Origin of the sequence: Aeromonas diversa CDC 2478-85 (assembly GCF_000819805.1) — a bacterium.
In the GTDB taxonomy this organism is placed as follows: domain Bacteria; phylum Pseudomonadota; class Gammaproteobacteria; order Enterobacterales; family Aeromonadaceae; genus Aeromonas; species Aeromonas diversa.
On record NZ_CDCE01000021.1, the window covers coordinates 1 to 26,018 of the forward strand.

At 62.6% G+C, this 26,018-nt stretch carries 26 protein-coding genes; 12 read left to right on the plus strand and 14 right to left on the minus strand.

Annotated elements, in window-relative coordinates; translation table 11 throughout:
• A partial coding sequence (locus tag BN1121_RS07095; RefSeq protein WP_043597510.1) for a Hint domain-containing protein occupies window positions 1-647 on the minus strand: 647 nt, incomplete at its 3' end.
• 282 nt (window positions 648-929) lie between these two features.
• Between BN1121_RS07095 and BN1121_RS07100 the strand changes: the two genes are divergently transcribed.
• Window positions 930-2,168 (plus strand): uracil-xanthine permease family protein, encoded by a 1,239-nt coding sequence (locus tag BN1121_RS07100; protein ID WP_005355977.1) that lies wholly within the window; start codon window positions 930-932, stop codon window positions 2,166-2,168.
• 68 nt (window positions 2,169-2,236) lie between these two features.
• Here BN1121_RS07100 and BN1121_RS07105 read toward each other — a convergent pair whose 3' ends face one another.
• Complete coding sequence (locus BN1121_RS07105) at window positions 2,237-3,163, minus strand: hydrogen peroxide-inducible genes activator (protein WP_005355983.1); 927 nt, start codon at window positions 3,161-3,163, stop codon at window positions 2,237-2,239.
• Window positions 3,164-3,310: 147 nt separating this feature from the next.
• Here BN1121_RS07105 and BN1121_RS07110 point away from each other — a divergent pair, with 147 nt between their 5' ends.
• Window positions 3,311-3,913 carry a peroxiredoxin C gene (locus BN1121_RS07110; protein WP_005355986.1) on the plus strand — a complete coding sequence of 201 codons (603 nt, stop codon included), beginning with the start codon at window positions 3,311-3,313 and terminating at the stop codon, window positions 3,911-3,913.
• Between the two features lie 55 nt (window positions 3,914-3,968).
• Here BN1121_RS07110 and BN1121_RS19730 read toward each other — a convergent pair whose 3' ends face one another.
• The 5 genes from BN1121_RS19730 to BN1121_RS07130 form a co-directional block, all read right to left on the minus strand.
• Window positions 3,969-4,115, minus strand: a complete 147-nt coding sequence (locus tag BN1121_RS19730; RefSeq protein WP_005355989.1) for a hypothetical protein — start codon at window positions 4,113-4,115, stop codon at window positions 3,969-3,971.
• A gap of 2 nt (window positions 4,116-4,117) precedes the next feature.
• Window positions 4,118-4,786 (minus strand): M15 family metallopeptidase, encoded by a 669-nt coding sequence (locus tag BN1121_RS07115; RefSeq protein ID WP_005355992.1) that lies wholly within the window; start codon window positions 4,784-4,786, stop codon window positions 4,118-4,120.
• Window positions 4,783-5,910 (minus strand): succinyl-diaminopimelate desuccinylase, encoded by a 1,128-nt coding sequence (gene dapE / locus BN1121_RS07120; protein ID WP_005355995.1) that lies wholly within the window; start codon window positions 5,908-5,910, stop codon window positions 4,783-4,785. The genes BN1121_RS07115 and dapE overlap by 4 nt, the downstream gene beginning before the upstream one ends.
• Before the next feature lie 6 nt (window positions 5,911-5,916).
• A complete protein-coding gene (locus BN1121_RS07125; protein WP_005356001.1) occupies window positions 5,917-6,273 on the minus strand; it encodes an ArsC family reductase in 357 nt (118 codons plus the stop codon).
• 65 nt (window positions 6,274-6,338) lie between these two features.
• Window positions 6,339-7,259: a LysR family transcriptional regulator gene (locus tag BN1121_RS07130; RefSeq protein ID WP_043157797.1), complete on the minus strand. Its 921-nt coding sequence runs from the start codon at window positions 7,257-7,259 to the stop codon at window positions 6,339-6,341.
• Window positions 7,260-7,726: 467 nt separating this feature from the next.
• Between BN1121_RS07130 and ndk the strand changes: the two genes are divergently transcribed.
• From ndk to BN1121_RS07180, 10 genes are all read left to right on the plus strand, one after another.
• Entirely contained in the window at window positions 7,727-8,155 is a 429-nt protein-coding gene (gene ndk / locus BN1121_RS07135) for a nucleoside-diphosphate kinase (RefSeq protein WP_005356004.1), read from the plus strand.
• Window positions 8,156-8,301: 146 nt separating this feature from the next.
• Window positions 8,302-9,405 carry a dual-specificity RNA methyltransferase RlmN gene (rlmN, locus tag BN1121_RS07140; protein ID WP_043157798.1) on the plus strand — a complete coding sequence of 368 codons (1,104 nt, stop codon included), beginning with the start codon at window positions 8,302-8,304 and terminating at the stop codon, window positions 9,403-9,405.
• A 28-nt stretch (window positions 9,406-9,433) separates the two neighbouring features.
• A complete protein-coding gene (gene pilW / locus BN1121_RS07145; RefSeq protein ID WP_043157799.1) occupies window positions 9,434-10,213 on the plus strand; it encodes a type IV pilus biogenesis/stability protein PilW in 780 nt (259 codons plus the stop codon).
• Window positions 10,203-11,150, plus strand: a complete 948-nt coding sequence (locus BN1121_RS07150) for a RodZ domain-containing protein (protein WP_043157800.1) — start codon at window positions 10,203-10,205, stop codon at window positions 11,148-11,150. The genes pilW and BN1121_RS07150 overlap by 11 nt, the downstream gene beginning before the upstream one ends.
• Before the next feature lie 7 nt (window positions 11,151-11,157).
• Window positions 11,158-12,273 carry a flavodoxin-dependent (E)-4-hydroxy-3-methylbut-2-enyl-diphosphate synthase gene (gene ispG / locus BN1121_RS07155; protein WP_005356017.1) on the plus strand — a complete coding sequence of 372 codons (1,116 nt, stop codon included), beginning with the start codon at window positions 11,158-11,160 and terminating at the stop codon, window positions 12,271-12,273.
• A 134-nt stretch (window positions 12,274-12,407) separates the two neighbouring features.
• Window positions 12,408-13,685, plus strand: coding sequence for a histidine--tRNA ligase (hisS, locus tag BN1121_RS07160; protein ID WP_005356019.1), 1,278 nt, complete (start codon window positions 12,408-12,410; stop codon window positions 13,683-13,685).
• A 1-nt stretch (window position 13,686) separates the two neighbouring features.
• Window positions 13,687-14,337, plus strand: a complete 651-nt coding sequence (locus BN1121_RS07165) for a YfgM family protein (protein ID WP_005356022.1) — start codon at window positions 13,687-13,689, stop codon at window positions 14,335-14,337.
• Entirely contained in the window at window positions 14,330-15,514 is a 1,185-nt protein-coding gene (bamB, locus tag BN1121_RS07170; RefSeq protein WP_005356025.1) for an outer membrane protein assembly factor BamB, read from the plus strand. Before BN1121_RS07165 ends, bamB begins: the two co-directional genes overlap by 8 nt.
• A gap of 108 nt (window positions 15,515-15,622) precedes the next feature.
• Entirely contained in the window at window positions 15,623-17,122 is a 1,500-nt protein-coding gene (gene der / locus BN1121_RS07175; protein ID WP_005356027.1) for a ribosome biogenesis GTPase Der, read from the plus strand.
• A gap of 50 nt (window positions 17,123-17,172) precedes the next feature.
• Complete coding sequence (locus BN1121_RS07180; protein WP_005356028.1) at window positions 17,173-17,397, plus strand: zinc ribbon domain-containing protein; 225 nt, start codon at window positions 17,173-17,175, stop codon at window positions 17,395-17,397.
• A 69-nt stretch (window positions 17,398-17,466) separates the two neighbouring features.
• Here BN1121_RS07180 and BN1121_RS07185 read toward each other — a convergent pair whose 3' ends face one another.
• The 7 genes from BN1121_RS07185 to BN1121_RS07215 all read right to left on the minus strand — a co-directional run bounded on the left by BN1121_RS07185 (window position 17,467) and on the right by BN1121_RS07215 (window position 26,002).
• Window positions 17,467-17,733 carry a GrxA family glutaredoxin gene (locus tag BN1121_RS07185; protein WP_005356030.1) on the minus strand — a complete coding sequence of 89 codons (267 nt, stop codon included), beginning with the start codon at window positions 17,731-17,733 and terminating at the stop codon, window positions 17,467-17,469.
• Between the two features lie 78 nt (window positions 17,734-17,811).
• The gene (gene dacB / locus BN1121_RS07190) at window positions 17,812-19,242 is read right to left on the minus strand and encodes a D-alanyl-D-alanine carboxypeptidase/D-alanyl-D-alanine endopeptidase (protein ID WP_043597514.1); all 1,431 of its coding nucleotides are present in this window, start codon (window positions 19,240-19,242) and stop codon (window positions 17,812-17,814) included.
• Window positions 19,243-19,251: 9 nt separating this feature from the next.
• Window positions 19,252-21,018, minus strand: coding sequence for a DNA repair helicase RadD (gene radD / locus BN1121_RS07195; RefSeq protein WP_005356038.1), 1,767 nt, complete (start codon window positions 21,016-21,018; stop codon window positions 19,252-19,254).
• 133 nt (window positions 21,019-21,151) lie between these two features.
• Window positions 21,152-22,189, minus strand: coding sequence for an HlyD family secretion protein (locus BN1121_RS07200; RefSeq protein WP_005356043.1), 1,038 nt, complete (start codon window positions 22,187-22,189; stop codon window positions 21,152-21,154).
• A 2-nt stretch (window positions 22,190-22,191) separates the two neighbouring features.
• The gene (locus BN1121_RS07205) at window positions 22,192-22,527 is read right to left on the minus strand and encodes a DUF3302 domain-containing protein (protein ID WP_005356044.1); all 336 of its coding nucleotides are present in this window, start codon (window positions 22,525-22,527) and stop codon (window positions 22,192-22,194) included.
• 215 nt (window positions 22,528-22,742) lie between these two features.
• On the minus strand, window positions 22,743-23,924 hold the full coding sequence (locus BN1121_RS07210; protein ID WP_005356045.1) for an OmpP1/FadL family transporter: 1,182 nt from the start codon (window positions 23,922-23,924) through the stop codon (window positions 22,743-22,745).
• 50 nt (window positions 23,925-23,974) lie between these two features.
• Window positions 23,975-26,002, minus strand: a complete 2,028-nt coding sequence (locus BN1121_RS07215; protein WP_005356046.1) for an alkyl/aryl-sulfatase — start codon at window positions 26,000-26,002, stop codon at window positions 23,975-23,977.
• Window positions 26,003-26,018: the final 16 nt, after the last annotated feature.

Sequence of the window (26,018 nt, forward strand, 5' to 3'; positions counted from 1 at the left end):
CCCCCGCCACTATCACTGCCTCCACCGCCGCCCTCACCATCCTTGTTGTGCACCACGAAGTCCCAGGCGAAATAGGTATGGTCGCCGTCCAACCTGAGGTTAAACAGTGGGGTAAAGGGGTCAGCCTTTATCTGATACAGGGTGGTCAGCGAAGTTTCGCCAAGCGCAGGAGCAAGGGCGAGCCCTCCTTCTGTGCCCTCACACTGGAACCAGCTCCTCAGTATCATGCCGCAGAGCAAGGGGCGAACCTTCAAGGTTCGGTTCTCAGCGCGGGTCATGGTCGGGTTAATCGCCGCCCAACCATGCCGAGTCAGAAAGGGGTGCTCGGCAGTGAAGAAAGGGGTGAGGCCGTTAAGGCCATAAAGCAGGCGATTGCCCAATATGACAGGCTCTACCGCCAGGATCCGATTCGTTCCCCCACTCATTGCCATCACGCGCTCGCCGGCGTGCAGGGTAGCGATGGCCCTGAGCGAGCCATCGCTCATTCGCACCTGGGTGTCGCCGGTAAAACAGCACTTGGCAAAGGCCGCATTGGGTTGCCAGTGTCCCTGCTCGAAGTCATAGGTGACCGGCATCGCGTAGAGGGCCAAGGCGATTGCACCACTGAGTAACAAATGGCGCCGAGACCGGGTGTGACGGGTTTTCATGACATATCCTCACCTCTGCAGAGTCGTAACTTGGAGTATAGGAGAGGAGGGAAAGATCACTGGGTGGCAGCAAAACGATTGGCAAGTGAGATTAAAGTGCGTAAAATCGCGTTCTCGATGCTTGCAGCAACGAACCCCCTCCAAAATAGCGGTTTCATGCCCCCCACAAGCAGGAAGTGATGGCCATTTAGGCAGTGATGTCGATGTGGCGCACAAAAAATTCCTGAGTCGAATAGAAAAATGATGTTTTTAACATCTTCGACTAAAAATCCAAGGATGCACATGTTTTCCCACATAAAGCAAAGTGTCGCCGGGCTCCAGATCCTGTTCGTGGCCTTTGGTGCCATGGTGCTGGTGCCCCTGCTGACCGGGCTTAACCCCTCGATGGCGCTGCTCGGCGCCGGTGTCGGCACCCTCTTGTTCCAGATCTGCACCCGCCGCCAGGTTCCCATTTTCCTTGGCTCCAGCTTCGCCTTTATCGCCCCCATCATCTATGCCACCCAGACCTGGGGACTGCCCTCTACCATGTTTGGCCTGTTTGCCGCCGGTTTCATGTACTTCATCCTGGCTGGCATCATTCGCGTGCGTGGCATGGGGCTGGTGAACCGCCTGCTGCCTCCCGTGGTGATAGGCCCCGTCATCATGGTGATCGGCCTGTCGGTCGCCCAGGTGGCGTGCAACATGGCCATGGGCCGCGCCGGTAGTGAGCAGGTGATGCCCCTCTCTACCGCCCTGACTCTGGCCGGCATCTCGCTGGCCGTGACTCTGATCGCCGCCGTCTTTTGCAAAGGCTGGGTTAAGCTGATCCCGATCTTGAGCGGTGTGGTGGCCGGTTATGTGGCCGCCGTGCTGATGGGGGAGGTCAACTTCGACGGCATGGTGAACGCCCCCTGGCTGGCCATGCCCCACTTCGTCACCCCCGAGGTCAACTGGGCGGCCGCGCTGTTCATGCTGCCGGTGGCGATCGCTCCCTGCATCGAGCACATCGGTGGCGTGCTGGCCATCGGCGGTGTGACCGGTAAGGACTACACCAAGACCCCGGGTCTGCACCGTACCCTGGCCGGTGATGGCTTCGGCGTCTGCTTTGCCGGACTCATCGGTGGTCCCCCCGTTACCACCTATGCCGAAGTGACCGGCGCCGTGATGATCACCCGCAACTTCAACCCGGTGACCATGACCTGGGCCGCCGTGTTCGCCATCATTCTGGCCTTCTTCGGCAAGTTCAACGCCCTGCTCACTTCCATCCCCATGCCGGTGATGGGTGGCATCATGCTGCTGCTGTTCGGATCCATCGCCGCCATCGGTCTCAAGACCCTGGTCGAGTCCAAGGTGGATCTGGGTCTGGCGCGCAACATCGCCATCGTCGCCATCACCCTGACCGTCGGCATCGGCTCTCTGGAGATGAAGATCGGCGACTTCGCCCTGGCGGGCGTGGGCCTTGCCTCTATCGCCGCCATCTTGCTCAACCTCATCCTGCCGATGCACTCCGAGCAGGGAGAGATGGCCTCTGCTCGCGACTAAGCCTGTCGTCAGTGCATGAAAAAGCCACCGCAAGGTGGCTTTTTTTATTGCGGGGCTCGGGCGTGGCGTCAGACCGTGACTGCCGCTTGCGCCACCGGTGCGATGAGGGGGCCCAGCAGCTCGGCCAACTTGTAGAAGGTCTGCACCCGAGTGGTGCTGGGGCGCCAGACCAGGCCAATCTCACGGGAGGCTTGCTCCCCCGGCGGTTGGATGGCGATGAGATCGCTGTTGTTGAGGATACCGGCGTCTATGGCCATCTGCGGCAGGAAGGTGGTGCCAAGGCCCGCCCCCACCATCTCGACCAGGGTGTGCAGGCTGGTGGCCGCGAACGGGTTGATCTTCTCCTTGTCGCGCAGGCGGCAGGCACTGACCGCATGGTCGGTCAGGCAGTGTTCCCGCTCGAGCAGGAAGATGCTCTGGTTGGGCAGCTCGCGATAGTCCAGCGGCATGTGCAGCCGGTCGGCCATCTCTTTGCGCATCACCATCTTGAAGGGATCGCTGCCGACCGACTTGCAGTGAAAACCGCCGACGTCGATGGGCAGGGCCAGGATCAGCAGATCCAGCTCTCCTTGCTCGAGCAGCTTGAGCAGGTTGGCGGTGGTGTCTTCGCGCAGCAGCAGCTCCAGCTCGGGATAGCTCTGACCGCACGCCTTGACCAGCCTGCTCAGGAGGAAGGGGGCAATGGTGGGAATGCAGCCCAGGCGGATCGTCCCCTGCATTACCCCGCCCTGATGCTGCCCCAGCTCCATCATGTCGCGGGCATCGGAGAGCAGCCGGCGTGCCCGCTCGACGATCTCGCTGCCGATGGGGGTCATGATAAAGCTCTTGTGATCCCGCTCGACCAGTTGCAGGTTCATCATCTCTTCGAGGTTCTGAATACCGGTACTGAGGGTGGACTGGCTCACATGGCATGCCTTGGCGGCACGGTTGAAGTTCTTGTGCTCGTCGAGGGCGACGAGGTACTGCAGCTGTTTCAGGCTTGGCCAACGTTGCATAGAGTAAACCGATTAATGCTATCTAAATAATTCCATTTCACTAATTTAACACCGGGACTATATTATTGTCCCGGTCAACGTCAGGCCGCTTCAAACGAAACATGGCCCGACGCATGGATCGCAACTCTAATCGATGAGGATACGAATATGGTACTGGTAGGCCGTCCCGCTCCCGATTTTACCGCCGCCGCCGTTCTGGGTAGTGGCGAGATCGTCGACAGCTTCAATCTCTCTTCCCATATCAAAGGCAAGCCGGCAGTTCTGTTCTTCTATCCCCTGGACTTCACCTTTGTTTGCCCCTCCGAGCTCATCGCCTTCGACCACCGCTATGCCGAGTTCAAGGCCCGTGGTGTAGAAGTGATCGGCGTCTCTATCGACTCCCAGTTCACTCACAACGCCTGGCGTAACACCAAGATCGAAGACGGTGGCATCGGTCAGGTGAAGTACCCGTTGGTTGCCGACGTCAAGCACGACATCTGCAAGGCCTACGACGTTGAGCACCCGGAAGCCGGTGTTGCCTTCCGCGGTTCCTTCCTGATCGACAAGAACGGTGTGGTTCGTCATCAGGTCGTCAACGATCTGCCGCTGGGCCGTAACATCGACGAGATGCTGCGCATGGTCGATGCCCTGCAGTTCCACGAAGAGCACGGCGAAGTGTGCCCGGCTCAGTGGGAAAAGGGCAAGAAGGGTATGCAGGCTTCCACCGAAGGTGTGGCCAAGTACCTGAAGGAAAACGCCTCCAGCCTGTAAGGCTTGCGAGACGAAAAACCGGAGCCATGGGCTCCGGTTTTTTTATGGGCGAGGGTCAGTCCTCTTCCTCGTCCTTGACTTCGCGGATCTTGTCCTTGTATTTGGGCAGCTCTTTTTCAAGGCGACGCATATCTTTGATTGCATTGAGAAAGACCCCAAGTACAAAGAGCAGGGGGATGCCAATCCACAGCCACAGGTTCATCGCTACTCCTCCCCGCTGATGGCGCTGTGGCGCTCGATGATCTCATCGAGTCGGGCCAGGATCAGCGCCTTGCCTTCAATGTCGCTCATGGCCAGCCGTTTGGCCAACACATGGCGATCGATTCGCTGTCCCCGCGAGAGGGGACCATGGCTCAGATGCCAGGGCTCGTAGGCCACAGTGCCTTGCCGTCCTCGATAGGGGAGGAAGAAGCCGAACTCCCCCATGTGCGCCTGTAACCAGAGGGAGAGATCGGCAAACCAGCCTCCCGCCTCATACTCCCACGGCTCGAGTAACAAGGGGGTGCCCTCGGGCAGCCGGTCCGGGTCGTAAACGTCGAGATCCGTGCCCCAGTGGTGGCGGCTGGTGCCGGGCAGGGCGCTCCAGCGCAGGATGGCCTCGACTCTCTGCTCGTCGCTGAGGGTGGCCACGTCGAGTCGCTCCCCCTCTGCGCCAAGCAGGGGCCGCTCCCCGCGCCACTTGCCGTTCCAGATGGCGAGCTGACGATCGAAGCCGCGCCAACTTGAGGCCGGCTGCAGGTTGTGGCCGGCTCTCCTGGCGGCCTGCTGCATGGCGGCAAAGGCCTGGGCCGTCGCCTGGGCCAGGCGGTGAGGCCCGCTGCCCAAGACGATCAGATGCTGGTCATCGATACCGATCAACTGCTCCGGTGTCATGCCAGCAGGCGCTCCAGCACGCCCTGGTACATGTCGGCCAGCAGATCGAGATCGCTCGCCTTGATGCACTCGTTGACCTTGTGAATGGTGGCGTTGACCGGCCCGAGTTCGATCACCTGGGCACCGGTCGGGGCGATGAAGCGCCCGTCCGAGGTGCCGCCCGTGGTGAGCAGCGCGGGACGCTGGCCGTTGACCGCGTCGATGGCGGCCACGGCGGCGTCGAGCAGGGCGCCGGTGTCGGTCAGGAAGGGCTCGCCGGAGAGGGTCCAGCTCAGCTCATAGTCGAGCCCGTGGCGTGCCAGCAATGACTCCACCCGCGCCTTGAGCCCCTCCGAGGTGGACTCGGTGCTGAAGCGGAAGTTGAACTGCACGTTGAGCTCGCCCGGAATGACGTTGGAGGCACCGGTGCCGCCGCCGATGTTGGCGATCTGGAAGCTGGTGGGGGGGAAGAAGTCGTTGCCCTGATCCCACTCGATGGCGGCCAGCTCGGCCAGGGCCGGCGCCGCGCGGTGGATCGGGTTATCCGCCAGATGGGGGTAGGCCACGTGCCCCTGCACCCCCTTGACCAGCAGATCGCCGGTGAGCGAACCACGGCGGCCGTTTTTCACCACGTCACCCACCTGGGCGGTGGAGGAGGGCTCACCGACGATGCACCAGGTGATCTTCTCGCCGCGTGCCTCCAGGGTTTCGACCACGCGCACCGTGCCGTTGATGAAGGGCCCCTCCTCGTCGGAGGTGATGAGGAAGGCAATGGAGCCATTATGATCCGGATGCTGGGCCACGAAGCGCTCTACCGCCACCACCATGGCTGCGAGGGAGCCCTTCATGTCGGCGGCACCACGGCCGTAGAGCATGCCCTCCTCGAGGGTCGGCTCAAACGGCGGGGTGCGCCACTTCTCGAGCGGGCCGGCCGGCACCACGTCGGTGTGCCCGGCAAAGCAGAACAGGGGGCCGTTACTGCCGCGGCGCGCCCACAGGTTGGTGGTGTCTTCAAACACCATGGGTTCGAGCACGAAACCGAGGGCGGCGAGGCGCTCGCCCATCAGGGTCTGGCACCCCTCGTCGAGGGGGGTGACGGAGGGGCGGCGGATCAGCTCCTTGGCCAGTTCGATGACATCAGACATCGGGGGTCATCCTTGGGTATGAAACAGGGTCTGGTACTGCTCGGCCTTGAAGCCGAGGTGGAAGGTGTCGCCCAGTTGCAGCACGGGGCGTTTGATCATGGCCGGCTGGGCCAGCATCAGGGCTCGGGCACGCGCCCGGTCAAGGTCGGCCTTCTGCTCATCGGGCAGGGCGCGGAAGGTGGTGCCACGGGTGTTGAGCAGGGCCTCCCAGCCGAGGGCGTCGAGCCAGCCATCCAGCGCCGCCTCGTCGAGGCCGTCGGCACGCACGTCGTGGAAGCGGTAGTCGATGCCGGCCGCCTCCAGCCACTTGCGGGCCTTCTTGATGGTGTCGCAGTTCTTGATCCCGTACATCACCGCTTGCATTGCGTTCTCCACTGACTGTCCTCGAGGCGACCGATTCTGGCATCGGCGGGGCGGGCAGGCAACCGTCATACGGTAAGCAGTTCGGCGCACCAGCGTCTTAGTCTGCCTGAGAACCAGTCGAGCAGGGCGTCACCTTCGTCTCTACGGTGGCGGATCTGGCTGATGGTAAAACGCGGCAGCGAGAAGGCGGTCTCAATCTCGGTCAATCCGAGCGGCGCCATCAGGGGGGCGAGCACCCGAGCCGGCGAGGTGAGCAGCAAGCCCGAGCCCGAGAGGATAAAGGGGGCGGAGAGAAAGCTCTGCACGATGAGCTGGGTGTGGCGCGTTAGCCCCTCCTTGAGCAAGATCTCGTCGAGGACGCCCCCTTCCGAGCCGCGTGGGGCGACCAGCAGGTGATCGGCCCGGGCGAAGGCCTCGTAGTCGATGCTCCGACCCGCATAGGGGTGGTCACGGCTGGCGACACAGATCAGCCTGTCCTCAAGCAGATGGCGCTGCTCGAAACGCTCCGGCACCCGATCCTGCTTGGTAATGACCATGCTCACCGTGCCCTCGTCGAGCAGGCTCTCGTAGTCGGCGCCGAGGGGCATGATGTGCAGGGTGAGTCGGGGCGCCTCTTGGTGCAGCCGCTCGATGAGGCCGGGCAGGATCACATACTCCATGTAGGTGTGGGCGCCGATCCGCAGGGTACCGGTGAAATCATTGGGCTCGGGGGGAGCCGGAGGGAGCAGGGTGTGCTCGACCGATTGCAATATCTCGCGCAGGGGTTGGCGCAGCAGCAGGGCCTTGGCGGTGGGCTCCATCCCTTGCGGAGTCCGTACCAGCAAGGGGTCGTCGTACATGATGCGCAGCCGCGCCAGCGCACGGCTCACGGCGGACTGACTCATGGCCAGTTGCTCGGCAGCCCGGGTGGTATTGCACTCATCGAGCAACACCTTGAGGATCACCAGCAAGTTGAGGTCCAAGCCTCGCAAATTCGTTCTGTGCATAATGTAATGCTAATAAATCATTTCCTTAAGTGGGGACACCACTTTAGTCTTTTTTACCGTCGAATGTCAGCACGGTGCCTTTGCGGTCTTTACCATGAAGGCACCTGCGGTGGTCACTCTCCATGCGTGGTGCCGGGGAGTGATGAGTCGACAGCCTGAACTCTTTCTCCGGGAAACCGGAGTGTTGCTTGCTTTACCCCGCCCTATGGCGGGGTTTTTTATTGCCCGGAGCCGCGCCGTTAACCGCGCCCTTTTCGATCTCTTTCACGATACCTGCGCACTATTCGTGTGCAGCAGGCTGTTTTCTGGTATCAAGGAGTGGCATCACAGGTCGTGATGTTGATCTATTGGGGTTCCTTTTTAAGGAAAGGTTGAAATTTTGTGTGTTTTTCCGTTTTTTCTTTACGTATAATCGCGCCCGCAAACGGATTACAACAAGAACCCTCTGCAGTTAAGGAAAGAACATAATGGCTATCGAACGTACCTTCTCCATCGTCAAGCCGGATGCCGTCAGCAAGAACCTGATCGGTGCCATCTACAATCGTTTTGAAACCGCCGGCCTGCGTATCGTGGCCTCCAAGATGCTGCACATGACTCGTGAGCAGGCCATGGGCTTCTATGGCGAGCACGAAGGTAAGCCCTTCTTCGAAGGTCTGGTCAACTTCATGACCTCTGGCCCTGTCATGGTGCAGGTGCTCGAAGGTGAAGACGCCATCCGCCGCAACCGTGAGATCATGGGCGCCACCAACCCGAAAGAGGCCCTGGCCGGCACCCTGCGCGCCTGCTTCGCCGACAGCATCGATCGCAATGCCGTGCACGGCTCCGACGCCCCGGCTTCTGCCGCTCGCGAAATCGCCTACTTCTTCGGCGACAACGAAATCTGCCCGCGCGGTTAATCCGCTCTGGTCACGAGGGGGGGAGCCTGGGCTCCCCCCCTTGCTTTTTCTGAATTCCCGGTTGTTCTGTGGGTGGAAAGGCACCACCATTATTTGTACAATGCCGCGCCCTTTTTATGGGGTCTGTCAATTTGTCTGAGGTTCTGATGAGCGAAATGAAAACCAACCTGTTGGATCTGGATCGCGATGCACTGCGCGCCTTCTTCGTCGAAATGGGCGAAAAGCCGTTCCGTGCCGATCAGGTGATGAAGTGGATCTATCACTTCGGTTGTGACGATTTCGATCAGATGACCAACGTCAACAAGGTCCTGCGCGAGCGTCTCAAGGCGATCGCCGAGATCCGTGCGCCCGAGATCAGCCGCGAGCAGCGCTCCGCTGACGGCACCATCAAGTGGGCCCTGCAGGTGGGGGATCAGGAGGTAGAGACCGTCTACATTCCGGAAGAAGATCGCGCCACCCTGTGCGTCTCCTCCCAGGTGGGCTGTGCCCTCGAGTGCAAGTTCTGCTCCACCGCCCAGCAAGGCTTCAACCGTAACCTGCGGGTCTCCGAGATCATCGGTCAGGTGTGGCGGGCGGCCAAGGTGGTGGGTGGCAAGCGTCCCATCACCAACGTGGTGATGATGGGCATGGGTGAGCCCCTGCTGAACCTGGCCAACGTGGTGCCGGCCATGAAGCTGATGCTCGATGACTATGGTTTCGGTCTCTCCAAGCGTCGGGTGACCCTCTCCACCTCAGGGGTGGTGCCGGCACTGGATCTGCTCGGCGAACAGATCGACGTGGCGTTGGCCATCTCCCTGCACGCGCCCAACGACAAGCTGCGCTCCGAGATCATGCCGATCAACGACAAGTACAACATCGAGGACTTCCTCGCCGGCGTGCGTCGTTATCTGGAAAAATCCAACGCCAACCAGGGCCGCGTCACCGTGGAGTATGTGCTGCTCGATCATATCAATGACGACATGCAGCATGCCCACGAGCTGGCCCAGGTGCTCAAGGACACGCCGAGCAAGATCAACCTGATCCCGTTCAACCCCTTCCCGGGCAACCCCTACGGCAAGCCGAGCAACAGCCGGATCGATCGCTTCTCCAAGGTGCTCATGGAGTACGGTTTCACCGTGATCGTGCGCAAGACCCGGGGTGACGATATCGATGCCGCCTGTGGTCAGCTGGTCGGTGATGTCATCGACCGCACCAAGCGCACCATGAAAAAGCGGATGCAAGAAGAGGGTATTTCCGTCAAAATGGTCTAATCTTCAAGCTCTTGCGTTGGGATAGATCATGGATAGTCGAATCCTGTTGATGGGGGCAGTGCTGATGGCGCTGCCCGCCTGTGTCACCGAGACCTCTTATGTTGGGCAAAGCGGAACCCAGCATGAGGTGATGGGCCCTGATTACAAGGCCGCCGCCAAGACTCGCCTCGACCTCGGTCTGCAATACCTGCGCAAGGGTAGCCCCGAACAGGCCAAGTTCAATCTCGACCGTGCCCTTCAGTACGACGATAGCAACCCGGAGATCTATCTGGGTTATGCCTACTTCTATCAGTCCGTCAAAGATTACGCCGCCGCCGAGCGCAGCTACCGCAAGGTGCTCGAGCTCGATCCCCGTGATGCCGATGCCATGAACAACTATGGCGCCTTCCTCTGTGCCCGTCAGCGCTACGATGAGGCCGATCTCATGTTTAATCGTGCGGTGGCCGAGCCCGGATACGCCAAGATTGCCGATAGTTATGAAAATGCGGCCATCTGTGCGACACAAAGCGGTAAAAATGAGAAAGCGAGTGAGTATTATCGTCTGGCCTTGGGGTATAATCCGCGCAAACCAAGCCTGCTGCTGGATCTGGCCGATATCGCCCTCAACCAGAACAAGCCCGATGATGCCCAAGCCTATCTGACCCGTTACGGGGAGGTGGCGGTGGAGAGCCCGGTCAGTTTATGGTTGCGTCTGCGCCTCGCCCAGTCTCTCGACAGGCCTGCCCAGTTGCATCAGTATGGTTCGCAACTGGTTGACCAGTTTCCCAATTCGCAACAAGCCAAGCGTTACTTAGCCAATGACTACTGAACAGCAATTCGATTCCCAAGACTCCTCCCCGGTAGTTGGCCCAGGCCAGTTGCTGCGCACAGCCCGTGAAGCCATGGGCTGGAGCCGTGAGCAGGTCGCATCCCGCCTTCATCTTCGCCTTACTCTGGTTGCGGCCATCGAGTCTGATACCTACGACAAACACACCTCGCCCACCTTTATCCGCGGCTACTTGCGCACCTATGCCAAGTTGGTCGGGATTGAGGAGAGCAAGATTCTGGAGGCCTATGCCCACCTCGGGCTGGAGCCGGTCCAGAGCGTCAACATGCAGAGCTTCTCCAAGCGCACCCGCCGCGAGGCGAGCAACAGCCGTCTGAAGATCGTTACCTGGCTGGTGGTACTGGCCCTGGCCGGCCTGCTGGTGGCTTGGTGGTGGCAAGAGTCCAACCGCCGTGCGGCCAGCCAGGAGCAGCTCGCGGCCAGCGAGATCGCGCCGCCCGCGGTTGAGAGTGCCCCTGCCGACGCTACCGAGCCAGCAGTCGGTGAGCCCGTGCTGGTGCAGCCCTCTGTGGTGCCCAGCCCCGAGGAAGACAGCACCACGACCGAGGCTGCCAGTGCCGCGGTAGCGACGGAGGCCGTCGAGACCAAGAGCGAGGCTGCGCCGGCGGCTGCCACGGATACCCAGGCAGAAACTCAGGAGCCTGCCGGCGAGGCCGCCGCGCCTGCCGATGCTCCTGCTGCCCAACTGAAGATGAGCTTCACCGCCGACTGCTGGCTCGATGTGAAGGATGCCAGTGGCAAGACCCTGTTTAGCGGTCTCAAGCGTGCCAATGACGAGCTGCTGCTGGAAGGAAAAGAGCCCCTGCGTCTGCACATCGGTGCCCCCATGGCCATTCGCGTGCAGTACAAGGGCCAAGAGATCGATATGAGCCGTTACAACAACGGCCGCACTGCCCGCATGACCCTGCCGCAGGAGTAAGCTGTCCATGTCTTCCCACGCATCTCCTATCGTCCGCCGCAAGTCACGGCAGATCATGGTTGGTAATGTGCCGGTCGGGGGTGACGCTCCCATCACGGTGCAGACCATGACCAACACCAAGACCACGGATGTGGCCGCCACGGTCGAGCAGATCCGCCGTATCGAGCGGGTCGGTGCCGACATAGTGCGGGTCTCGGTGCCCACCATGGAGGCGGCCGAAGCCTTTCGCTTCATTAAAGAGCAGACCCGCATTCCCGTGGTGGCCGATATCCACTTCGACTATCGTATCGCCCTCAAGGTGGCCGAGTACGGTGCCGACTGCCTGCGTATCAACCCGGGCAACATAGGTAACGAGCAGCGAGTGCGTGCAGTGGTCGACTGCGCCCGGGATCTCAACATCCCGATCCGCATCGGCGTCAACGGCGGCTCTCTCGAGCGCGATCTGCAAGAGAAGTACGGCGAGCCAACGCCCGAGGCGCTGGTCGAATCGGCTCTGCGTCATGTGGACTACCTCGACAAGCTGGACTTCCAGAACTTCAAGGTGAGCGTCAAGGCCTCCGATGTCTTCCTCGCGGTCGGTGCCTATCGCCTGTTGGCCAAGCAGATAGAGCAGCCGCTGCATCTGGGGATCACCGAGGCGGGTGGCTTTCGCGCCGGCGCGGTCAAGTCCTCCATCGGCCTTGGCATGCTGCTGGCCGACGGCATCGGCGACACCCTGCGCATCTCGCTGGCCGCCGATCCGGTGGAAGAGGTGAAGGTGGGCTTTGATATCCTCAAATCCCTGCGCATCCGCTCGCGCGGCATCAACTTCATCGCCTGTCCCTCTTGCTCCCGTCAGGAGTTCGACGTTATCGGCACGGTCAACGAACTCGAGCAGCGTCTCGAGGACATCATCACCCCCATGGATGTCTCCATCATAGGATGTGTGGTGAACGGTCCCGGCGAGGCGCTGATCTCCGATCTCGGGTTGGCCGGTGCGGCCAACAAGAGCGCCTTCTACGAGGGGGGGCAGCGGGTCGATCGTCTCGACAACAAGGCGTTGGTGCCGGTTCTTGAGCAACGGATCCGCGCCCGTGCCGCCATGCTGGATCCCAGCAACCAGATCCAGGTGGACGAGCGTTAATCCACGGCGGGCCACCCTGAGTGGCCCGTGCCGTTTCGAATGGTCGCTTCTTATCCCCCTCCTCCCGGTTTTACCTCGGGGGGGAAAGTCCCTATAATGCGGCCAATTTTCACGTCTTTTTCTTGAGTATCAACGTGGCAAAACAGATCCAAGCGATTCGCGGCATGAATGATTGCCTGCCGGAGCAGAGCCCGGCCTGGCAGAAGGTAGAAGAAACCCTGCGTCAGGTGATGTCCGGCTATGGCTACAGCGAGATGCGCATGCCCATCGTCGAGCAGACCCCCCTGTTCAAGCGGGCCATCGGCGAGGTGACCGACGTGGTCGAGAAGGAGATGTACACCTTCAACGACCGCAACGACGAGAGCCTGACCCTGCGTCCGGAAGGCACCGCGGGTTGCGTGCGCGCCTGCATCGAGCACGGCCTCATCTATAACCAGGAACGTCGCGTCTGGTATACCGGCCCCATGTTCCGCTACGAGCGTCCCCAGAAGGGCCGCTATCGCCAGTTCCACCAGTTTGGTGTGGAGGTGTTCGGCCTCAACGGCCCGGACATCGATGCCGAACTTATCCTGCTCACCCATCGCCTGTGGCGCCTGTTCGGCATCGCCGATCACGTGACCCTGCAGCTCAACACCCTGGGTCAGAGCAGTGAGCGCGCCGCCTACCGCGACGCCCTGATCGCCTTCCTCGAGCAGCATCAAGATCAGCTCGACGAGGACAGCCGTCGTCGCATGTACAGCAACCCCCTGCGGGTGCTCGACTCCAAGGACGAGCGGGTACAGGCCCTGCTGGCCGATGCCCCGCGCCTGATGGAGTACCTCGGAGAAGAGAGCCGCGCTCACTTCGAGGGGCTCAAGAGCCTGCTCGAGGCGGCCGGCATCGCCTATGAGGTGAACGAGCGTCTGGTGCGTGGCCTCGACTACTACAACCTGACCGTGTTCGAGTGGGTGACCACCAGCCTGGGTGCCCAGGGCACCGTCTGCGGCGGTGGCCGTTACGACGGCCTGGTCGAGCAGCTCGGTGGCCAGGCCACCCCGGCCGTGGGCTTCGCCATGGGGATGGAACGTCTGGTGCTGCTGCTCGAGACCCTCGAGCTCAATAAGGACGTGCGTCCCGCCGTCGACGTCTACCTCGCCATGGTGGGCGAGGGGACCGAGGTCGCCGGTTTCATGCTGGCCGAACGCCTGCGCGACGCCCTGCCGTCCTTGCGCCTGATGAACCACTGCGGTGGCGGCAACTTCAAGAAACAGCTCAAGCGTGCCGACAAGAGCGGCGCATCCATTGCCCTGATCCTCGGCGAGAGCGAGGTTCAGAATGGCGAAGTGACCATCAAGTATCTGCGTGGCCAGGCCGAGCAGGTGACCGTCAAGGTTGACGAGGCCATCGCTCTGCTGGCCGACAAAGGAGAGTAACGTGGAAGTCTATACCACCGAAGAACAACAGGTTGAAGCCATCAAGGCGTGGTGGAAAGAGAACGGCACCTCGATCGTCGCCGGTACCGTGCTGGGTCTGGCTGGCCTGTTTGGCTGGCGCTTCTATAACGATCACCAGCTGTCCAACATGCAGCAGGCTTCCGCCGAATACGGCAAGGTCTCCGCCGCGCTGGCCCAAGGGGGCGAGCAGGCTTATGGCGACGTCGAGGCCTTCATCAAGGCCAACCAGGGCGAAGCTTACGGGGAGCTCGCCTCCCTCGAGCTGGCTGCCGCCGCCGTCAAGGCGGGCAAGCTGGACCTGGCCGTCACCCAACTGACCCCGGTTGCCGATCAGGGCTCCACCGCGGTACAGGCCATCGCCTCCGTGCGTCTGGCCCGCGTGTTGGCCGAGCAGGGCAAGGCCGATGAGGCCCTGGCCCGTCTGGCCAAGGTGCAGGACGCCGGCTTCACGGCTCAGGTGGCCGAGGTGCGCGGTGACATCCTGCTGGCCCAGGGCAAGCGGGAAGAGGCGCGCAACGCCTATCAGGCCGCTGCCGATGCGGGTGGCCTTCAGTCCAGCCCCGAGCTGCGCCTGAAGATGGACGATCTGGCCCTGCCGGCCCCAGCCGTGGATGAGAAGCAGGATGCGTAATCTGTTCAAGAAAGTGGTATTGGGGGCAGCTGTCTCCCTGGCCCTGCAGGGCTGCTCCCTGTTTAACAGTGACGAGGATGTCAACCCGATGGCACCGCTGCCGACTATCGAGTCCGCTTTTCAGGGCGAGACCGACTGGAGCAGCTCTGTCGGTGGTGGTATCGGTGACTTCTACTCCCAGCTGCGTCCCGCCATCAATGGCGATCGCATCTATGCGGCCTCTCGTGATGGCGACGTGACTGCCCTCGAGCGGGGCAATGGCGATGAGGTGTGGAGCATCGATCTGGCCGATCTCGAGATCAATGCCGACAAGCGCAGCGCCCGCCTCTCCGGTGGCCTGACCCTGGCCTATGGCAAGATCTTCCTCGGCTCCGAGAACGGGGTGGTCTACGCCCTGTCCGAAGAGAAGGGCGAGGTGCTGTGGCAGGTCAAGGTGCCCGGTGAAGTGGTGGCGAGCCCTGCCGTGGCCGATGGCCGTGTGGTGGTGCTGACCACCTCGGGTCAGCTGATCGCCCTGGACTCCGAAGATGGCAAGCAGCTCTGGTCCCTCTCCGAAGAGCAGCCGCCCCTGACCCTGCGTAGCGCCGCTATGCCGATCATTACCAACGGCGCCGTGCTCTACGGCCGCGCCGATGGTCGCGTCGGCATCGCCCTGCTGAGCAACGGTCAGCCGGTTCGCCAGTCCAAGGTGGCCGATCCGCGCGGCGCCACCGAACTCGATCGTATGGTCGACGTGGACGCGACCCCCCTGGTGGCCGGTGACGAACTCTACGCCATCGCCTACAACGGTCAGCTGGTTGCCCGCAAACTGCTCTCCGGCGACGAGGTGTGGAAGCGCAAGTACTCCGCCTACCGCGACATGGCGGTGAGTGGCGACGACATCTTTATCACCGACAGCCGCAGCCATCTGTTCGCGGTGGACAAGCGTAACGGTCTGGAGCTCTGGTCCAATACCAAGCTCGAAAACCGCACCGTGACCGCCCCCGTGGTACTGGGTGACTATGTGGTAGTCGGGGACGTAGAGGGTTACCTCTACTGGATCGATCGTTTCGATGGCACCATCAAGGCAATGCAGGAGCTCGACAGCAGCGGCCTCTATGCGGCGCCCCTGGTGGACGGGGATACACTCTATATCCAGAGCCGTAGCGGCAAATTGTACGCCATCAAGCGTCCTTGACCGACCCCGAAGGTATGTTGACGGCTCCTGGTCTTCGGACCCGGAGCCTTTGTCGTCTTATCGAAGCCGCGTAAGGCCCCTGGATAAGACCCGAATAATGAGGCTTTTATGACTCCTGTTGTTGCCCTGGTGGGGCGCCCCAATGTGGGGAAATCCACCCTGTTCAACCGCCTGACCCGCACCCGTGACGCCCTGGTGGCCGACTTTCCCGGCCTGACCCGGGATCGCAAATATGGCCAGGCCAAGCTGGGCGAGCTGGAATTCATCGTGGTCGATACCGGCGGTATCGACGGCTCCGAAGAGGGGATCGAGCTCAAGATGGCCGAGCAGTCCCTGCAGGCCATCGACGAAGCCGATGTGGTGCTCTTCATGGTGGATGCCCGCGCCGGTCTGACCGCCGCCGACATCGCCATCGGTGAGCACCTGCGCAAGTGCCACAAGAAGGTGTTTCTGGTGGCCAACAAGACCGACGGTATCGACGGTGACTCCGCCAGTGCCGAGTTCTATGCCCTGGCGCTGGGCGACGTCTACCAGATCGCGGCGGCGCACGGGCGCGGCGTGCTGAGCCTGCTCGAGCTGGCCCTGGCTCCCCACCTGGAGGCCCTGGTGGCCGAGGGCGAGGGTGACGAGGAGCTCGAGGAAGAGGAGTTCGACGAAGAGGCGCTGGTGCGCATGCTGGCTGAAGGGGAGTTCAACCCCTCCGATGAAGAGGAGAAGCAGGATCGCTACGCCGACCTGCCGGTCAAGTTCGCCATCGTCGGTCGTCCCAACGTGGGCAAGTCCACCCTCACCAACCGCATGCTGGGTGAAGATCGGGTCATCGTCTATGACATGCCGGGGACCACCCGCGACTCCATCTACATCCCGCTCGAGCGCGACGACAAGAAGTATGTGGTGATCGACACCGCCGGTGTGCGTCGGCGCGGCAAGGTGCACGAGACGGTCGAGAAGTTCTCCGTCATCAAGACCCTCAAGGCCATCGAGGATGCCAACGTCTGCCTGCTGGTGATCGACGCCCGCGAGACCATCACCGATCAGGATCTCAGCATCCTCGGTTTCGTGCTCAACTCCGGCCGCTCCGTGGTGCTGGTGGTGAACAAGTGGGACGGCCTGGATCAGAAGGTCAAAGACGACGTGAAGAGCGAGCTGGACCGCCGTCTGGGCTTTATCGACTTCGCCCGTGTCCACTTCATCTCCGCCCTGCACGGCAGCGGTGTGGGCCACCTGTTCGAGTCCATTGATGAGGCCTATGTGTCGGCGACCCGCCGCACCAGCACCGCCATGCTGACCCGTATCATGCAGATGGCCCAGCAGGACCACCAGCCGCCCATGGTGCGTGGCCGTCGTGTGAAGCTGAAATATGCCCACGCCGGTGGTTACAACCCGCCGCGTATCATCATCCACGGCAACCAGGTCGACGATCTGCCGGATTCCTACAAGCGCTACCTGATGAACTACTTCCGCAAGTCGCTGAAGATCATGGGGACGCCGATCCGGGTCGAATTCCAGGAAGGGGCCAACCCGTTCGAGAACAAGAAGAACGTGCTGACCCTGAGCCAGGAGCGTCAGCGCAAGCGCCTGATGAAGCTCAAAGGCAGCAAGAAGTAATCCAAGCGGCCGCCCCTCGGGGTGGCCGTTTACATTGAGGAGAAGAGAAGATGAGCACGGTACAATGCCCCGGCTGCGGGGAGGGGATCGACACCCGGGGGCGGGAGGTGACCTGCGGTCACTGCCAACGTCTGGTGCGGATCCAGCCCCTCTGCCCCGACTGTGGTGAGCCCCTGGAGCGGCTCAAGGCGTGTGGCGCGGTGGACTACTTCTGCAACCACTGCAACAGCCTCATCTCCAAGTCGCGGGTCAGGTTTGACGCCACCCTGGCGTAAGCGGCCAGGACGACACCAGATAGCAAAAGCCCCGGTCAGATGACCGGGGCTTTTGCTTCGTAAGGGTGCTTACTCCTGGTAGAGCCCCAGGTTGGCCTTGGCATAGGCCTCAAAGTCGGTGCAGCCACCGATGTGCACCTCGTCGAGGAAGATCTGGGGCACGGTGTTGACCGGCTTGCCGGCGCTCTTGGCCAGGTCTTCCTTGGTGATCCCCTCGGCGTGGATGTCCACATAGCGGAAGTTGAAGTCGTCGCGCTGGGCCTTGAGGGTCTCGGCGATCTGCTCGGCGCGAACGCAATAGGGGCAGCCGGGACGGCCGAAGATGACTGCAAACATGTTGATTCTCCAATTTCATCGGGCCCGCCCAGCATAGCGGTGGTGGGCCCGGTGGGGAAGCGTAAAGATCCGATCCGCTTATTCGGCGATCTGAATCGACTGGTTCTGGTAGATGCTCTCCAGGATCCCCTTCTCGAAGGTGGTCCAGGGCCAGCGCGCCTTGCTGGCGCGATAGCGCTCGTGGGTAGCAGGATCGAGCGACAGGGAGTTCTGGAACACCACGAAGGCCTTGCGCTGCCCGTTGGCGGTATCGATGAAACCGGCCAGGTTGGAGGCGCCGGTGACGGTACCGGTCTTGGCGTGCACCCGGTTCTTCATGAAGGGGGCGGTGACCGAGCCGCGCCAGGCCAGGGTGCCGTCCACCTGGGAGGAGGGGAGCAGGCGGATGAAGTCCAGGGTGGCATCGTTGCGCTGAATGTAGGCGAGCACCTCCAGCATCTGGCGGGCGCTCACCAGATTGTGAGCAGAGAGGCCGGAGCCGTCGGCCAGGCTGGCGTTGTCGAGCCGGATCCCGGCCTTGCCGAGGATGGCGCGCACCGCCTTGGTGCCGCTTCTGAAGCTGCCCGGCATGTTGTAGTAGTGACGGCCGACGGTCTTGAGGAAGGTGTCGGCATAGAGGTTGTCGGATCGCTTGAGCATGTGTGACAGCAACTCAGGCAGGGCCTTGGAGCTGTGGCTCGCCAGGGTCTCGGCGCCAACCGGTGCCTGGTGGGTCAGGCGCAGGGCGCCGTCGTGCTTGATCCCGGCGCGGTCCATGGCCCAGCGGATGTTGTCCCAGCCCCAGGCTTCCAGATCGTAGATGGCAAAGCGCAGCCCCTGGGGATCCTTGCTCGGGGCGATACAGCCGCGCAGGTCATAGTGGTTGCCGCGGGCCATGTCCACCTCGAGGGAGCAGGACTGGCGAGCCATGTCGCCGTAGGTCATCACGTCCACGTTCTCGGCGCTGATGCTGATGGGCACGCCGGCCGGGCTGTTCGCGCTGGCGGGGCGGCCGATCTGGGTGGCGGTGACGGTGCCGTAGGCGCAGTTCTTGTCGATGATGACGGCGCCGACCGGGGCGGTGAAACAGAGGGACTGATCCCCCCACGACCAGCCGTTGCCACGCTCGTAGCCGTTATAGGCGCCGGTGTTGACGAAGACGTTGCCGGTGATGCGGGTGATGCCGAGATCCTTGAACAGGGTCAGCAGGTCCATGCGCCCTAGGGTCGGGTCACCGACGAAGTTGATCCAGAGATCCCCATTGAGGGTATCGCCGCTCTTGGCACCCGGTTTGGCCTGGATCTCGGTGACGAAGCGAAAGTCGGCGCCCAGCTCCAGGCGCGCCGCCAGGGCGGTGATCACCTTCATGGTGGAGGCCGGGGTCATCAAATCGTCGAGGTTGTGCTGATACTCGAGGCCGCCGGCGCCCATCACGGCGATGGCGGCGTGGCCCCCCTTGGGGGGGGTCAGCGGGGCGGCCTGAACCGCGACGGAGGTGAGGGCGCAAAGCCCGATCAGAAAGCGCTGCATGCAGGATCCTTACTCGTCCCGGGCGCTGTCGGCAGTACGGTAGCGCCCCTGGTAGTCGAAAATTTTCTCTTTGATTTGCCAAAATCGTCCCGACTGACGCGCAATCACGAAGTCGGGATGCCGAAATTGCGGCTCGGCGGCCAGCACCGCATCCAGGGTGGCGAACTGGGGCTCCAGGCCGGGAGCGCGCCAATGATGACGCACAAAGACCTGCTGAAACAAGCGCCGCGCGGCCGGCGTGGCGAAAGAGTAGTAGTCGGTGAGGGTGGTGCCGTCCTCGTCGTGGTAGGTCACCTCGAGCCGCTCCCCCTGTTTGCCCACCCCCTTGGCGAGCGACAGGCCGCTGCAGCGGATCACCATACACCCCTTGAGGTTGAGGGCCGCCTTGAGCTGGTCGTCCGGGTCGACCAACACCTGATCGCAGGCGTGGCAACGGCGCGCGGCTATGTCGTTTTCCGCACCGCAACCGGGACAAATCTTGGCGCGGAAACGGTAATCGCACTCCTCGCGGGTCCCTTCGTCATCTTCCAGGAAGCCCTGGCAGCGCCGGCCATAGTGTTCGATGACCTTGCCCTCCTCGTCGACCTTGCCCCAGAAGGTATTGGCAAAGCCGCAGGCGGGGCAGAGCACCTGCACCGGCACATTGTCCCCCTTGGGACGCGGCTCACCCACCTCGGGGTCGAACAGGTTGATGTTGTTGCCGGCGTAATCGACCACCAGACAATCCGTCTTGCCGGGGGCCAGGCGCAGGCCACGACCGACGATCTGCTGATAGAGGGAGACCGAATCGGTGGGGCGCAGCAGGGCGATGAGATCCACGTGAGGGGCGTCAAAGCCGGTGGTGAGCACTGAGACGTTGACGAGGTATTTGAGCTCGCGCGCTTTGAAGGCACTGATCAGCGCGTCGCGCTCCGGCCCCGGGGTGTCGCCGGTGACCAGGGCCACCGCCTCGCCGGCCTCGCCCAGTCGGGTGGCGATTTCGCGGGCGTGCTCCACGGTGGCGGCGAAGATCATCACCCCCTGGCGATCGGCCGCGTACTCCCTGATCTGCTCGAGGATATGGGGCGTGACCCGGGCCTGGCGTTTGAGCTCGCGGTTTACCTCGGCGTCGTCGAACAGGCCACCCGGGCGAGCGGCCAGCTTGCTGAAGTCGTAGTGGACTATGGGGGCATCGATGAGACGCGGCGGGGTCAGGTAGCCGTGCTTGATCATAAAGCGCAAGGGGAGCTCGAACACGCAATCCCCAAACAGGCGATCGCCACGGCTCTTGACCATGCCGTGGTAGTGGCGCCGGTAGATCCACCCCAGCCCCATGCGATAGGGGGTGGCGGTGAGGCCGAGGATCTTGAGGTCCGGGTTGGCCGTGCGCAGGTGAGCGATCACCTGGTGGTACTGGCTGTCATCGTCCAGCGACACCCGATGGCACTCGTCGATGATGAGCAGCGAAAACGCCCCGTCGAAGGACTCCAGGTTGCGCGCCACCGACTGCACCGAGCCAAACACCACCTGGGCGCTCGACTCCTTGCGCGAGAGCCCGGCGGCGAAGATGTCGGCCTGCAAACCCCAGGCCTCGTACTTGGCGTGGTTCTGCTCCACCAGCTCCTTGACGTGGGCCAGCACCAGCACCCGGCCACGCGCCTTGCGGGCCAGCTCGGCGATCACCAGGCTCTTGCCGGCGCCGGTCGGCAGCACCACCACGGCGGGGTCCTGGTGACGGCGAAAGTGACGGATCACGGCATCGACCGCGTCTTGCTGATAGGGGCGTAGGGTAAACATGCGCACCGCTCGGGCTGGAAAACAGGGGGGCCATTATAGGCCAAGCGGGTAGCAGGGGAAGCAGCGGCGAAGGGGTTATCGACGCGAGACAGTGGGGAAAGAGGCGGCAGACGAGAGCCTGCCGCCGCGAGCGTCAATGGAAGGGGAAGATGTAGTTCATCCAGCTGGCCATGCGCAGCAGCACCTTGCGCATCACGGAGACGTGATGGAAGTGCTGGGTATAGATGGCGGCCTGGCCGCTGGCACCGGCGATCACCTGATACTCCTGCCAGCGCGGATCGGTGATCTTGATGCGAACCGGCAGGCGACCGGGACGCACCGCCGAGCTCTGATCCAGCAGGGCTGCGTTGGCCTGCACATTACCGGCGGCGATGGCGGGAATGACCGCCTCGACCTCACCCTTGAAGATCATGCCGGGGATGCCGTCGATGACCACCTCGGCCTCATCGCCCACCGCCAGTCGCTGCATGCTGTTTTGCCAGAACCAGCCGACGTAGGCGTTCTCCTCCTCGTGGATGAAGGTCATCACGGGGCGGAACATGAAGGGGGCGGCGATCATGCCCGGACGCAGGGCGAGCTGGACCACATGACCGTTACTCGGGGCATAGACCACGGTCTGCTCGAGCTGGTAGTTGGCCTCGCGCAGCTGGGACTGCACATCGACCAGGGTGGCCTGCTGCTGATCGAGCTGGGCCGCCAGATCGTCGACGTTGGCCTGGCTCACATCCAGATCCCGCTGCTTGCCGATGCCGCGGCGCATCAGTTCGCTGGCGCGGTCCCGGTCGAGCTTGGCCGAACGCAGGCGCGCCTCGATGGACTTGACGTGCTCCTGGTTGGCGCTGACGCGGGCCTCCAGGCTGGAAACCTTCTGGCGGAAGGGCTCGTCGTCGATGCGAAACAGTACGTCACCCTTTTGCACCCGCTGATCCGGTTTGACCGCCACCTCGGTCACCCGTCCCTTGACCAGGGGCACTATGGGGGTGGAGACGTAGTAGTTACGGGCCATCTCAGAGTAGGGGTGGTTGTAGTTCATCAACATGATGAGGGTGCCGATGATGGCCACGCCCCCCAGGACGGCGGTCGGCACTGTCCACTTGTTGAGCGGGATGCGGAAGATCTTGAAGACGGCGACGCAGATGGCGGTGTAGGTGAGAATGAGCAGCAGATCCATGATTATTCTCCCTTGGCCTGAGTCATGTCATCGAGGCGACTGCGCAGGGTGGCGATCTCCTCCTGCAGGGCGGCCAGTGTCTCTTCATCCTTCTGCAGGCGCTGGCCAAAGCCCCAGCCCCTGTCTTCGCGGTAGAGGGTCGCCCAGATCCAGAGGAAGGGCCACAGCACATGCAGGGTGAACAGGCTCACCCAGCCGGCCACGTGAATCGCATCCTGATGGGGATGATTGCGATGCTTGGCGATCTCGTAGGGAATGTCGTGGATGACGATGATGCCGTAGAACATCACGATCGCCACGAAGAAAAGTAGCCCGAGGGCAAAGTAGTCCAGTGCCATCTCTGATTGTCTCCATTTCAAGCCAGTCCTGATCTCCTGTCAGGCGCTAACTTCATCATTACAGAAAGAAAATTTGACACAAGCGCTTAATCGACGCCGCCACCTTGCCGGGGCACTGTGACAGGCGGGTGAACTCAGGTCGTTAAGGGGGGGCACCATCGGGATCTCGATGCCGCGGGGCGCCGCCGCGTCGGGTGAACACCGCCTTGGCCTGGTCAGAACTGGTGGTTGATGCCGATATTGACGAAATGGAGCCGGCTGTTGTCGTAGCGGGTGTGCCAGTCCCCCCCGTTCAGGGGGATGTCCCCCAGCCAGGCCAGGGTGTAGCCGGCGCTGAGGCGAGTCGTCGGGGTGAGCCGGTAATCGGCACCCAACCCCAGGCGCCAGGCCGCCGAGAGGGGCAGTGCCGCACTGCGATCGGCATCCTCGACGGGGGAACTGTCGTAGGCGATCCCGGTGCTCAGTTGCAGCGCCTCAGTGGCCTGGAACTGGGTGCCCAGGCTCAGGTGCCAGGTGTCCTGGTAGTTCAGATCCCGGGTCTGTTGCACCCGGCCGCTGAGCAGGGCCACATCCACTTCCCCGAAGCGGGACCACTGCTGCCAGTTGGTGCTGGCCAGCAGGGCCCAGCGATCGTTTACCTGCTGATAGAGGCTCAAGGTCAGGGTCTGGGGCATGGCCAGACTGACCCCCAGTTGATTGAGGCCCCTATCCGGTTGCCATGGGCTGGAAGGGGTGAGGCTGGCCTTCCCTTGCAGGCTCCACTCAAGCTCAGAGGTATAGCTCAGACCGAGCCGGGTGGCCTGGCTCGGCTCATAGAGAACCCCAAGCATATAGCCATAGGCCCAGTCACCCTCTTCATAAGTCAGTTGGCCGTCGCCACCGGGCAGACGGACGGCCTTGGCCGCCTCGACGGTGCCATGAGAGGCGAGCAGGCTGGCGCCGACCGACCACTGCTCATCGATGCGGTAGGAGAGGGCAGCGGTGGCCATGATACCGGTGAGGGTACCTTCCTGGCTTTGGTAGCGCCCCTGCCAGTTGGGCGAGTACTCGAGCCCAAGGCCATGGCTGCCAAAGAGGCCAACGCCCCCATGCCAGCGTTCATCGAACTCATGGGTCAGATAGAGGCTGCCGAGGGGAGCCGTCTGTACCGCATTGCCGCCGTCGGCGGCGTCCAGCTGGCCCTGAACCCAGCCACCGTTGACCTGGATCTGGGTGCCCTCGAGGCGACTCATACCGGCCGGGTTGCTGGCCAGGGTCGAGGCGTCCTGGGCGCGGGCCGCCGCGCCGGCGTTGGCCAGCCCCATGTTCTGGGGGCCGGTCTCGTAAAGGGAGAGGCCGCCGGCCAAGGCCGGTGTGGCACTCAGGCAGAGCAGCAGTAAGGGGTGTCTTGTCATCATGATTGACTCACAGTCGAAAGAGCCCGCCCGGGTGGGCGGGCTCGAGGGGATCAGCGGTTGATGGGAGAGACGCCGGTCTCGCTCAGACCGTGGCTGTGGCCCTTGTGATCGTTGGGGGTGACGATGTTGAACCAGAACTCGAAGTCATCGAGGTAGCCGCCGAGCTTGCGCAGCTTCTGCTCGTCGCCCACCAGGGTGAGGCGACCCTGCTCATGCAGGCTCTTGAGGCTGGCCTTTTGCAGCATGAACTCGGTCAGATCGGCCCGCGTGAGGGTGAGGTTGACGTCTGCCTTGTCATCGCGGTAGCCCTTGATGTGGCTGAAGTTACCGTTCTGCACCCGGAGCTGGTACTCCTCCCTGGTGTCGGAGAGCACCAGATTGGCGCTCAGGGTATAGCCCTCTTTGGCCACCCGGTTGCCATCCATGCGCACCGCCACATAGTCGAGGAAGTCGGAGACGGGCATGGCGGCAATCATGTCGGCACTGGCCCCCTTGGTGGCGATCCCTTGCGGCACGCCGTTACGCAGCTCGAAGGCCCCCATCAGGAAGCTGTTACGCTCGCCGGCCGATTCGCTCTGATAGCCCAGCTGCTCGAGGCAGTTGGCCTGCTGCTGACGGGCCTTGGCGTTGGTCGGCTCGGCAAAGACCGCGTGGTTGACCACCTCGGCACACCAGCGGTACTCCCCTTTATCGAAGGCGCGCTTGCCTTCGGCCACCACCTTGTCGATGCCACCCATGGCCGCCACATAGCGCACGGCCGCCTCTTTGGGGGGCAGGGGGAGCAGCTTGGCCGGGTTCATGTCCGAGTAACCGAGGTAGCGGTTAACCACCGCCTTGGCGTTGCGATGATAGCTGCCGTGATAGCCGCGGTTGTACCACTCCTTGGAGAGGGCATCGGGCACCTTGAACTCATCCTGGATCTCGTCGATGGTCACTCCGTGGTTGGCCAGACGCAGGGCCTCGTTGTGGATGAAGCCGTACATGTCACGCTGTTTCTCGAGGAAGCTGACGATCTGGGCATTGCCCCAGCGCGGCCAGGTGTGAGAAGCCATCAGCACCTCGGCCTGGTTGCCGAACATATGCAGCGACTGGTTGATGTAGCTGCTCCACCCCTTGGCATCGCGCACCGGGGCGCCGCGCAGGGTATAGATGTTGTGCAGGCCACCCACGGTGTTCTCGGCCGCCCAGTAGGTCTTGAACTGGGGTAGCCAGGTGTTCATCTCCACCGGTGCCTCTGTGCCCGGCGTGCTCTGCATCACCAGGGTGATGCCATCGACGGTGATCTCCTCGATGCCGGCACCTATCTCCTTGGTCGGTTTGATCAGGGTCAGCTCGCCCAGGGCCACGCTCTTGCCGATGGCCGCATCCACCTGGCCGGTGGCGCTCTTGGGCAACACGTTGCCGTACTGATAGGTGGCGCGGCGCGACATGGCGTTGCCCGCCAGCACGTTTTCGCTGATGGCGTGTTCGGTAAAGCCTTCCGGTGCGATCACCTGGACCTTGCCGGCATCCACCTCTTGCTGGCTGACGATCCCCTTGACCCCGCCAAAGTGATCCGCATGGGGGTGGCTGTAGATGACGGCCACCACAGGGCGCTCGCCCAGGTGCTCGTTGACCAGCTTGAGTGCCGCCCGAGAGGTCTCGGGGACGGTCAGAGGGTCGAAGACAATCCAGCCACTCTTGCCGCGCACGAAGGTGATGTTGGCGAGATCATAGCCACGCACCTGGTAGATGCCGTCGGTGACTTCATAGAGGCCATGGAGGAGATTGAGGGTGGCCTGACGCTGCAGGCTGGGGTGGACGGAGGCGATGGGGCCGGCCTTGGTCAGGAAGTCATAGGAGCCGAGCTCCCAGACCACCTTGCCGTCGGCATTCTTGATGAGCAGGTCCTTCTCCTGGGCGATAAGCCCCTTGGCCGCAAACGCGATGTCGTCGATCTTGTCGTTGGGCAGGGTCTTGCCGACCGATGCCAAAAACTGAGCGGTATGAGGGGTGGCAGAGCCCGATGTGGCAGGGGCAGCCACGGCGTGGCCAAGCGAGAGGGTCAGCAGGGTGAGGGCCAGGGGTGACATCTTCATGGGGTATCTCCAGACG

Excerpts from the sequence above, each read along its gene's own strand:
- BN1121_RS07130 (WP_043157797.1), bottom strand. The coding sequence starts at position 7,259 with ATGCACAGAACGAATTTGCGAGGCTTGGACCTCAACTTGCTGGTGATC.
- BN1121_RS07115 (WP_005355992.1), bottom strand. The coding sequence starts at position 4,786 with ATGACACCGGAGCAGTTGATCGGTATCGATGACCAGCATCTGATCGTC.
- BN1121_RS07180 (WP_005356028.1), top strand. The coding sequence starts at position 17,173 with ATGAGCACGGTACAATGCCCCGGCTGCGGGGAGGGGATCGACACCCGG.
- pilW (WP_043157799.1), top strand. The coding sequence starts at position 9,434 with ATGGATAGTCGAATCCTGTTGATGGGGGCAGTGCTGATGGCGCTGCCC.
- BN1121_RS07125 (WP_005356001.1), bottom strand. The coding sequence starts at position 6,273 with ATGCAAGCGGTGATGTACGGGATCAAGAACTGCGACACCATCAAGAAG.
- BN1121_RS07200 (WP_005356043.1), bottom strand. The coding sequence starts at position 22,189 with ATGGATCTGCTGCTCATTCTCACCTACACCGCCATCTGCGTCGCCGTC.
- dapE (WP_005355995.1), bottom strand. The coding sequence starts at position 5,910 with ATGTCTGATGTCATCGAACTGGCCAAGGAGCTGATCCGCCGCCCCTCC.
- BN1121_RS07100 (WP_005355977.1), top strand. The coding sequence starts at position 930 with ATGTTTTCCCACATAAAGCAAAGTGTCGCCGGGCTCCAGATCCTGTTC.
- BN1121_RS07105 (WP_005355983.1), bottom strand. The coding sequence starts at position 3,163 with ATGCAACGTTGGCCAAGCCTGAAACAGCTGCAGTACCTCGTCGCCCTC.
- BN1121_RS07185 (WP_005356030.1), bottom strand. The coding sequence starts at position 17,733 with ATGTTTGCAGTCATCTTCGGCCGTCCCGGCTGCCCCTATTGCGTTCGC.
- bamB (WP_005356025.1), top strand. The coding sequence starts at position 14,330 with ATGCGTAATCTGTTCAAGAAAGTGGTATTGGGGGCAGCTGTCTCCCTG.
- BN1121_RS07150 (WP_043157800.1), top strand. The coding sequence starts at position 10,203 with ATGACTACTGAACAGCAATTCGATTCCCAAGACTCCTCCCCGGTAGTT.
- ispG (WP_005356017.1), top strand. The coding sequence starts at position 11,158 with ATGTCTTCCCACGCATCTCCTATCGTCCGCCGCAAGTCACGGCAGATC.
- dacB (WP_043597514.1), bottom strand. The coding sequence starts at position 19,242 with ATGCAGCGCTTTCTGATCGGGCTTTGCGCCCTCACCTCCGTCGCGGTT.
- der (WP_005356027.1), top strand. The coding sequence starts at position 15,623 with ATGACTCCTGTTGTTGCCCTGGTGGGGCGCCCCAATGTGGGGAAATCC.
- BN1121_RS07210 (WP_005356045.1), bottom strand. The coding sequence starts at position 23,924 with ATGATGACAAGACACCCCTTACTGCTGCTCTGCCTGAGTGCCACACCG.
- BN1121_RS19730 (WP_005355989.1), bottom strand. The coding sequence starts at position 4,115 with ATGAACCTGTGGCTGTGGATTGGCATCCCCCTGCTCTTTGTACTTGGG.
- radD (WP_005356038.1), bottom strand. The coding sequence starts at position 21,018 with ATGTTTACCCTACGCCCCTATCAGCAAGACGCGGTCGATGCCGTGATC.
- ndk (WP_005356004.1), top strand. The coding sequence starts at position 7,727 with ATGGCTATCGAACGTACCTTCTCCATCGTCAAGCCGGATGCCGTCAGC.
- BN1121_RS07215 (WP_005356046.1), bottom strand. The coding sequence starts at position 26,002 with ATGAAGATGTCACCCCTGGCCCTCACCCTGCTGACCCTCTCGCTTGGC.
- rlmN (WP_043157798.1), top strand. The coding sequence starts at position 8,302 with ATGAGCGAAATGAAAACCAACCTGTTGGATCTGGATCGCGATGCACTG.
- BN1121_RS07205 (WP_005356044.1), bottom strand. The coding sequence starts at position 22,527 with ATGGCACTGGACTACTTTGCCCTCGGGCTACTTTTCTTCGTGGCGATC.
- BN1121_RS07110 (WP_005355986.1), top strand. The coding sequence starts at position 3,311 with ATGGTACTGGTAGGCCGTCCCGCTCCCGATTTTACCGCCGCCGCCGTT.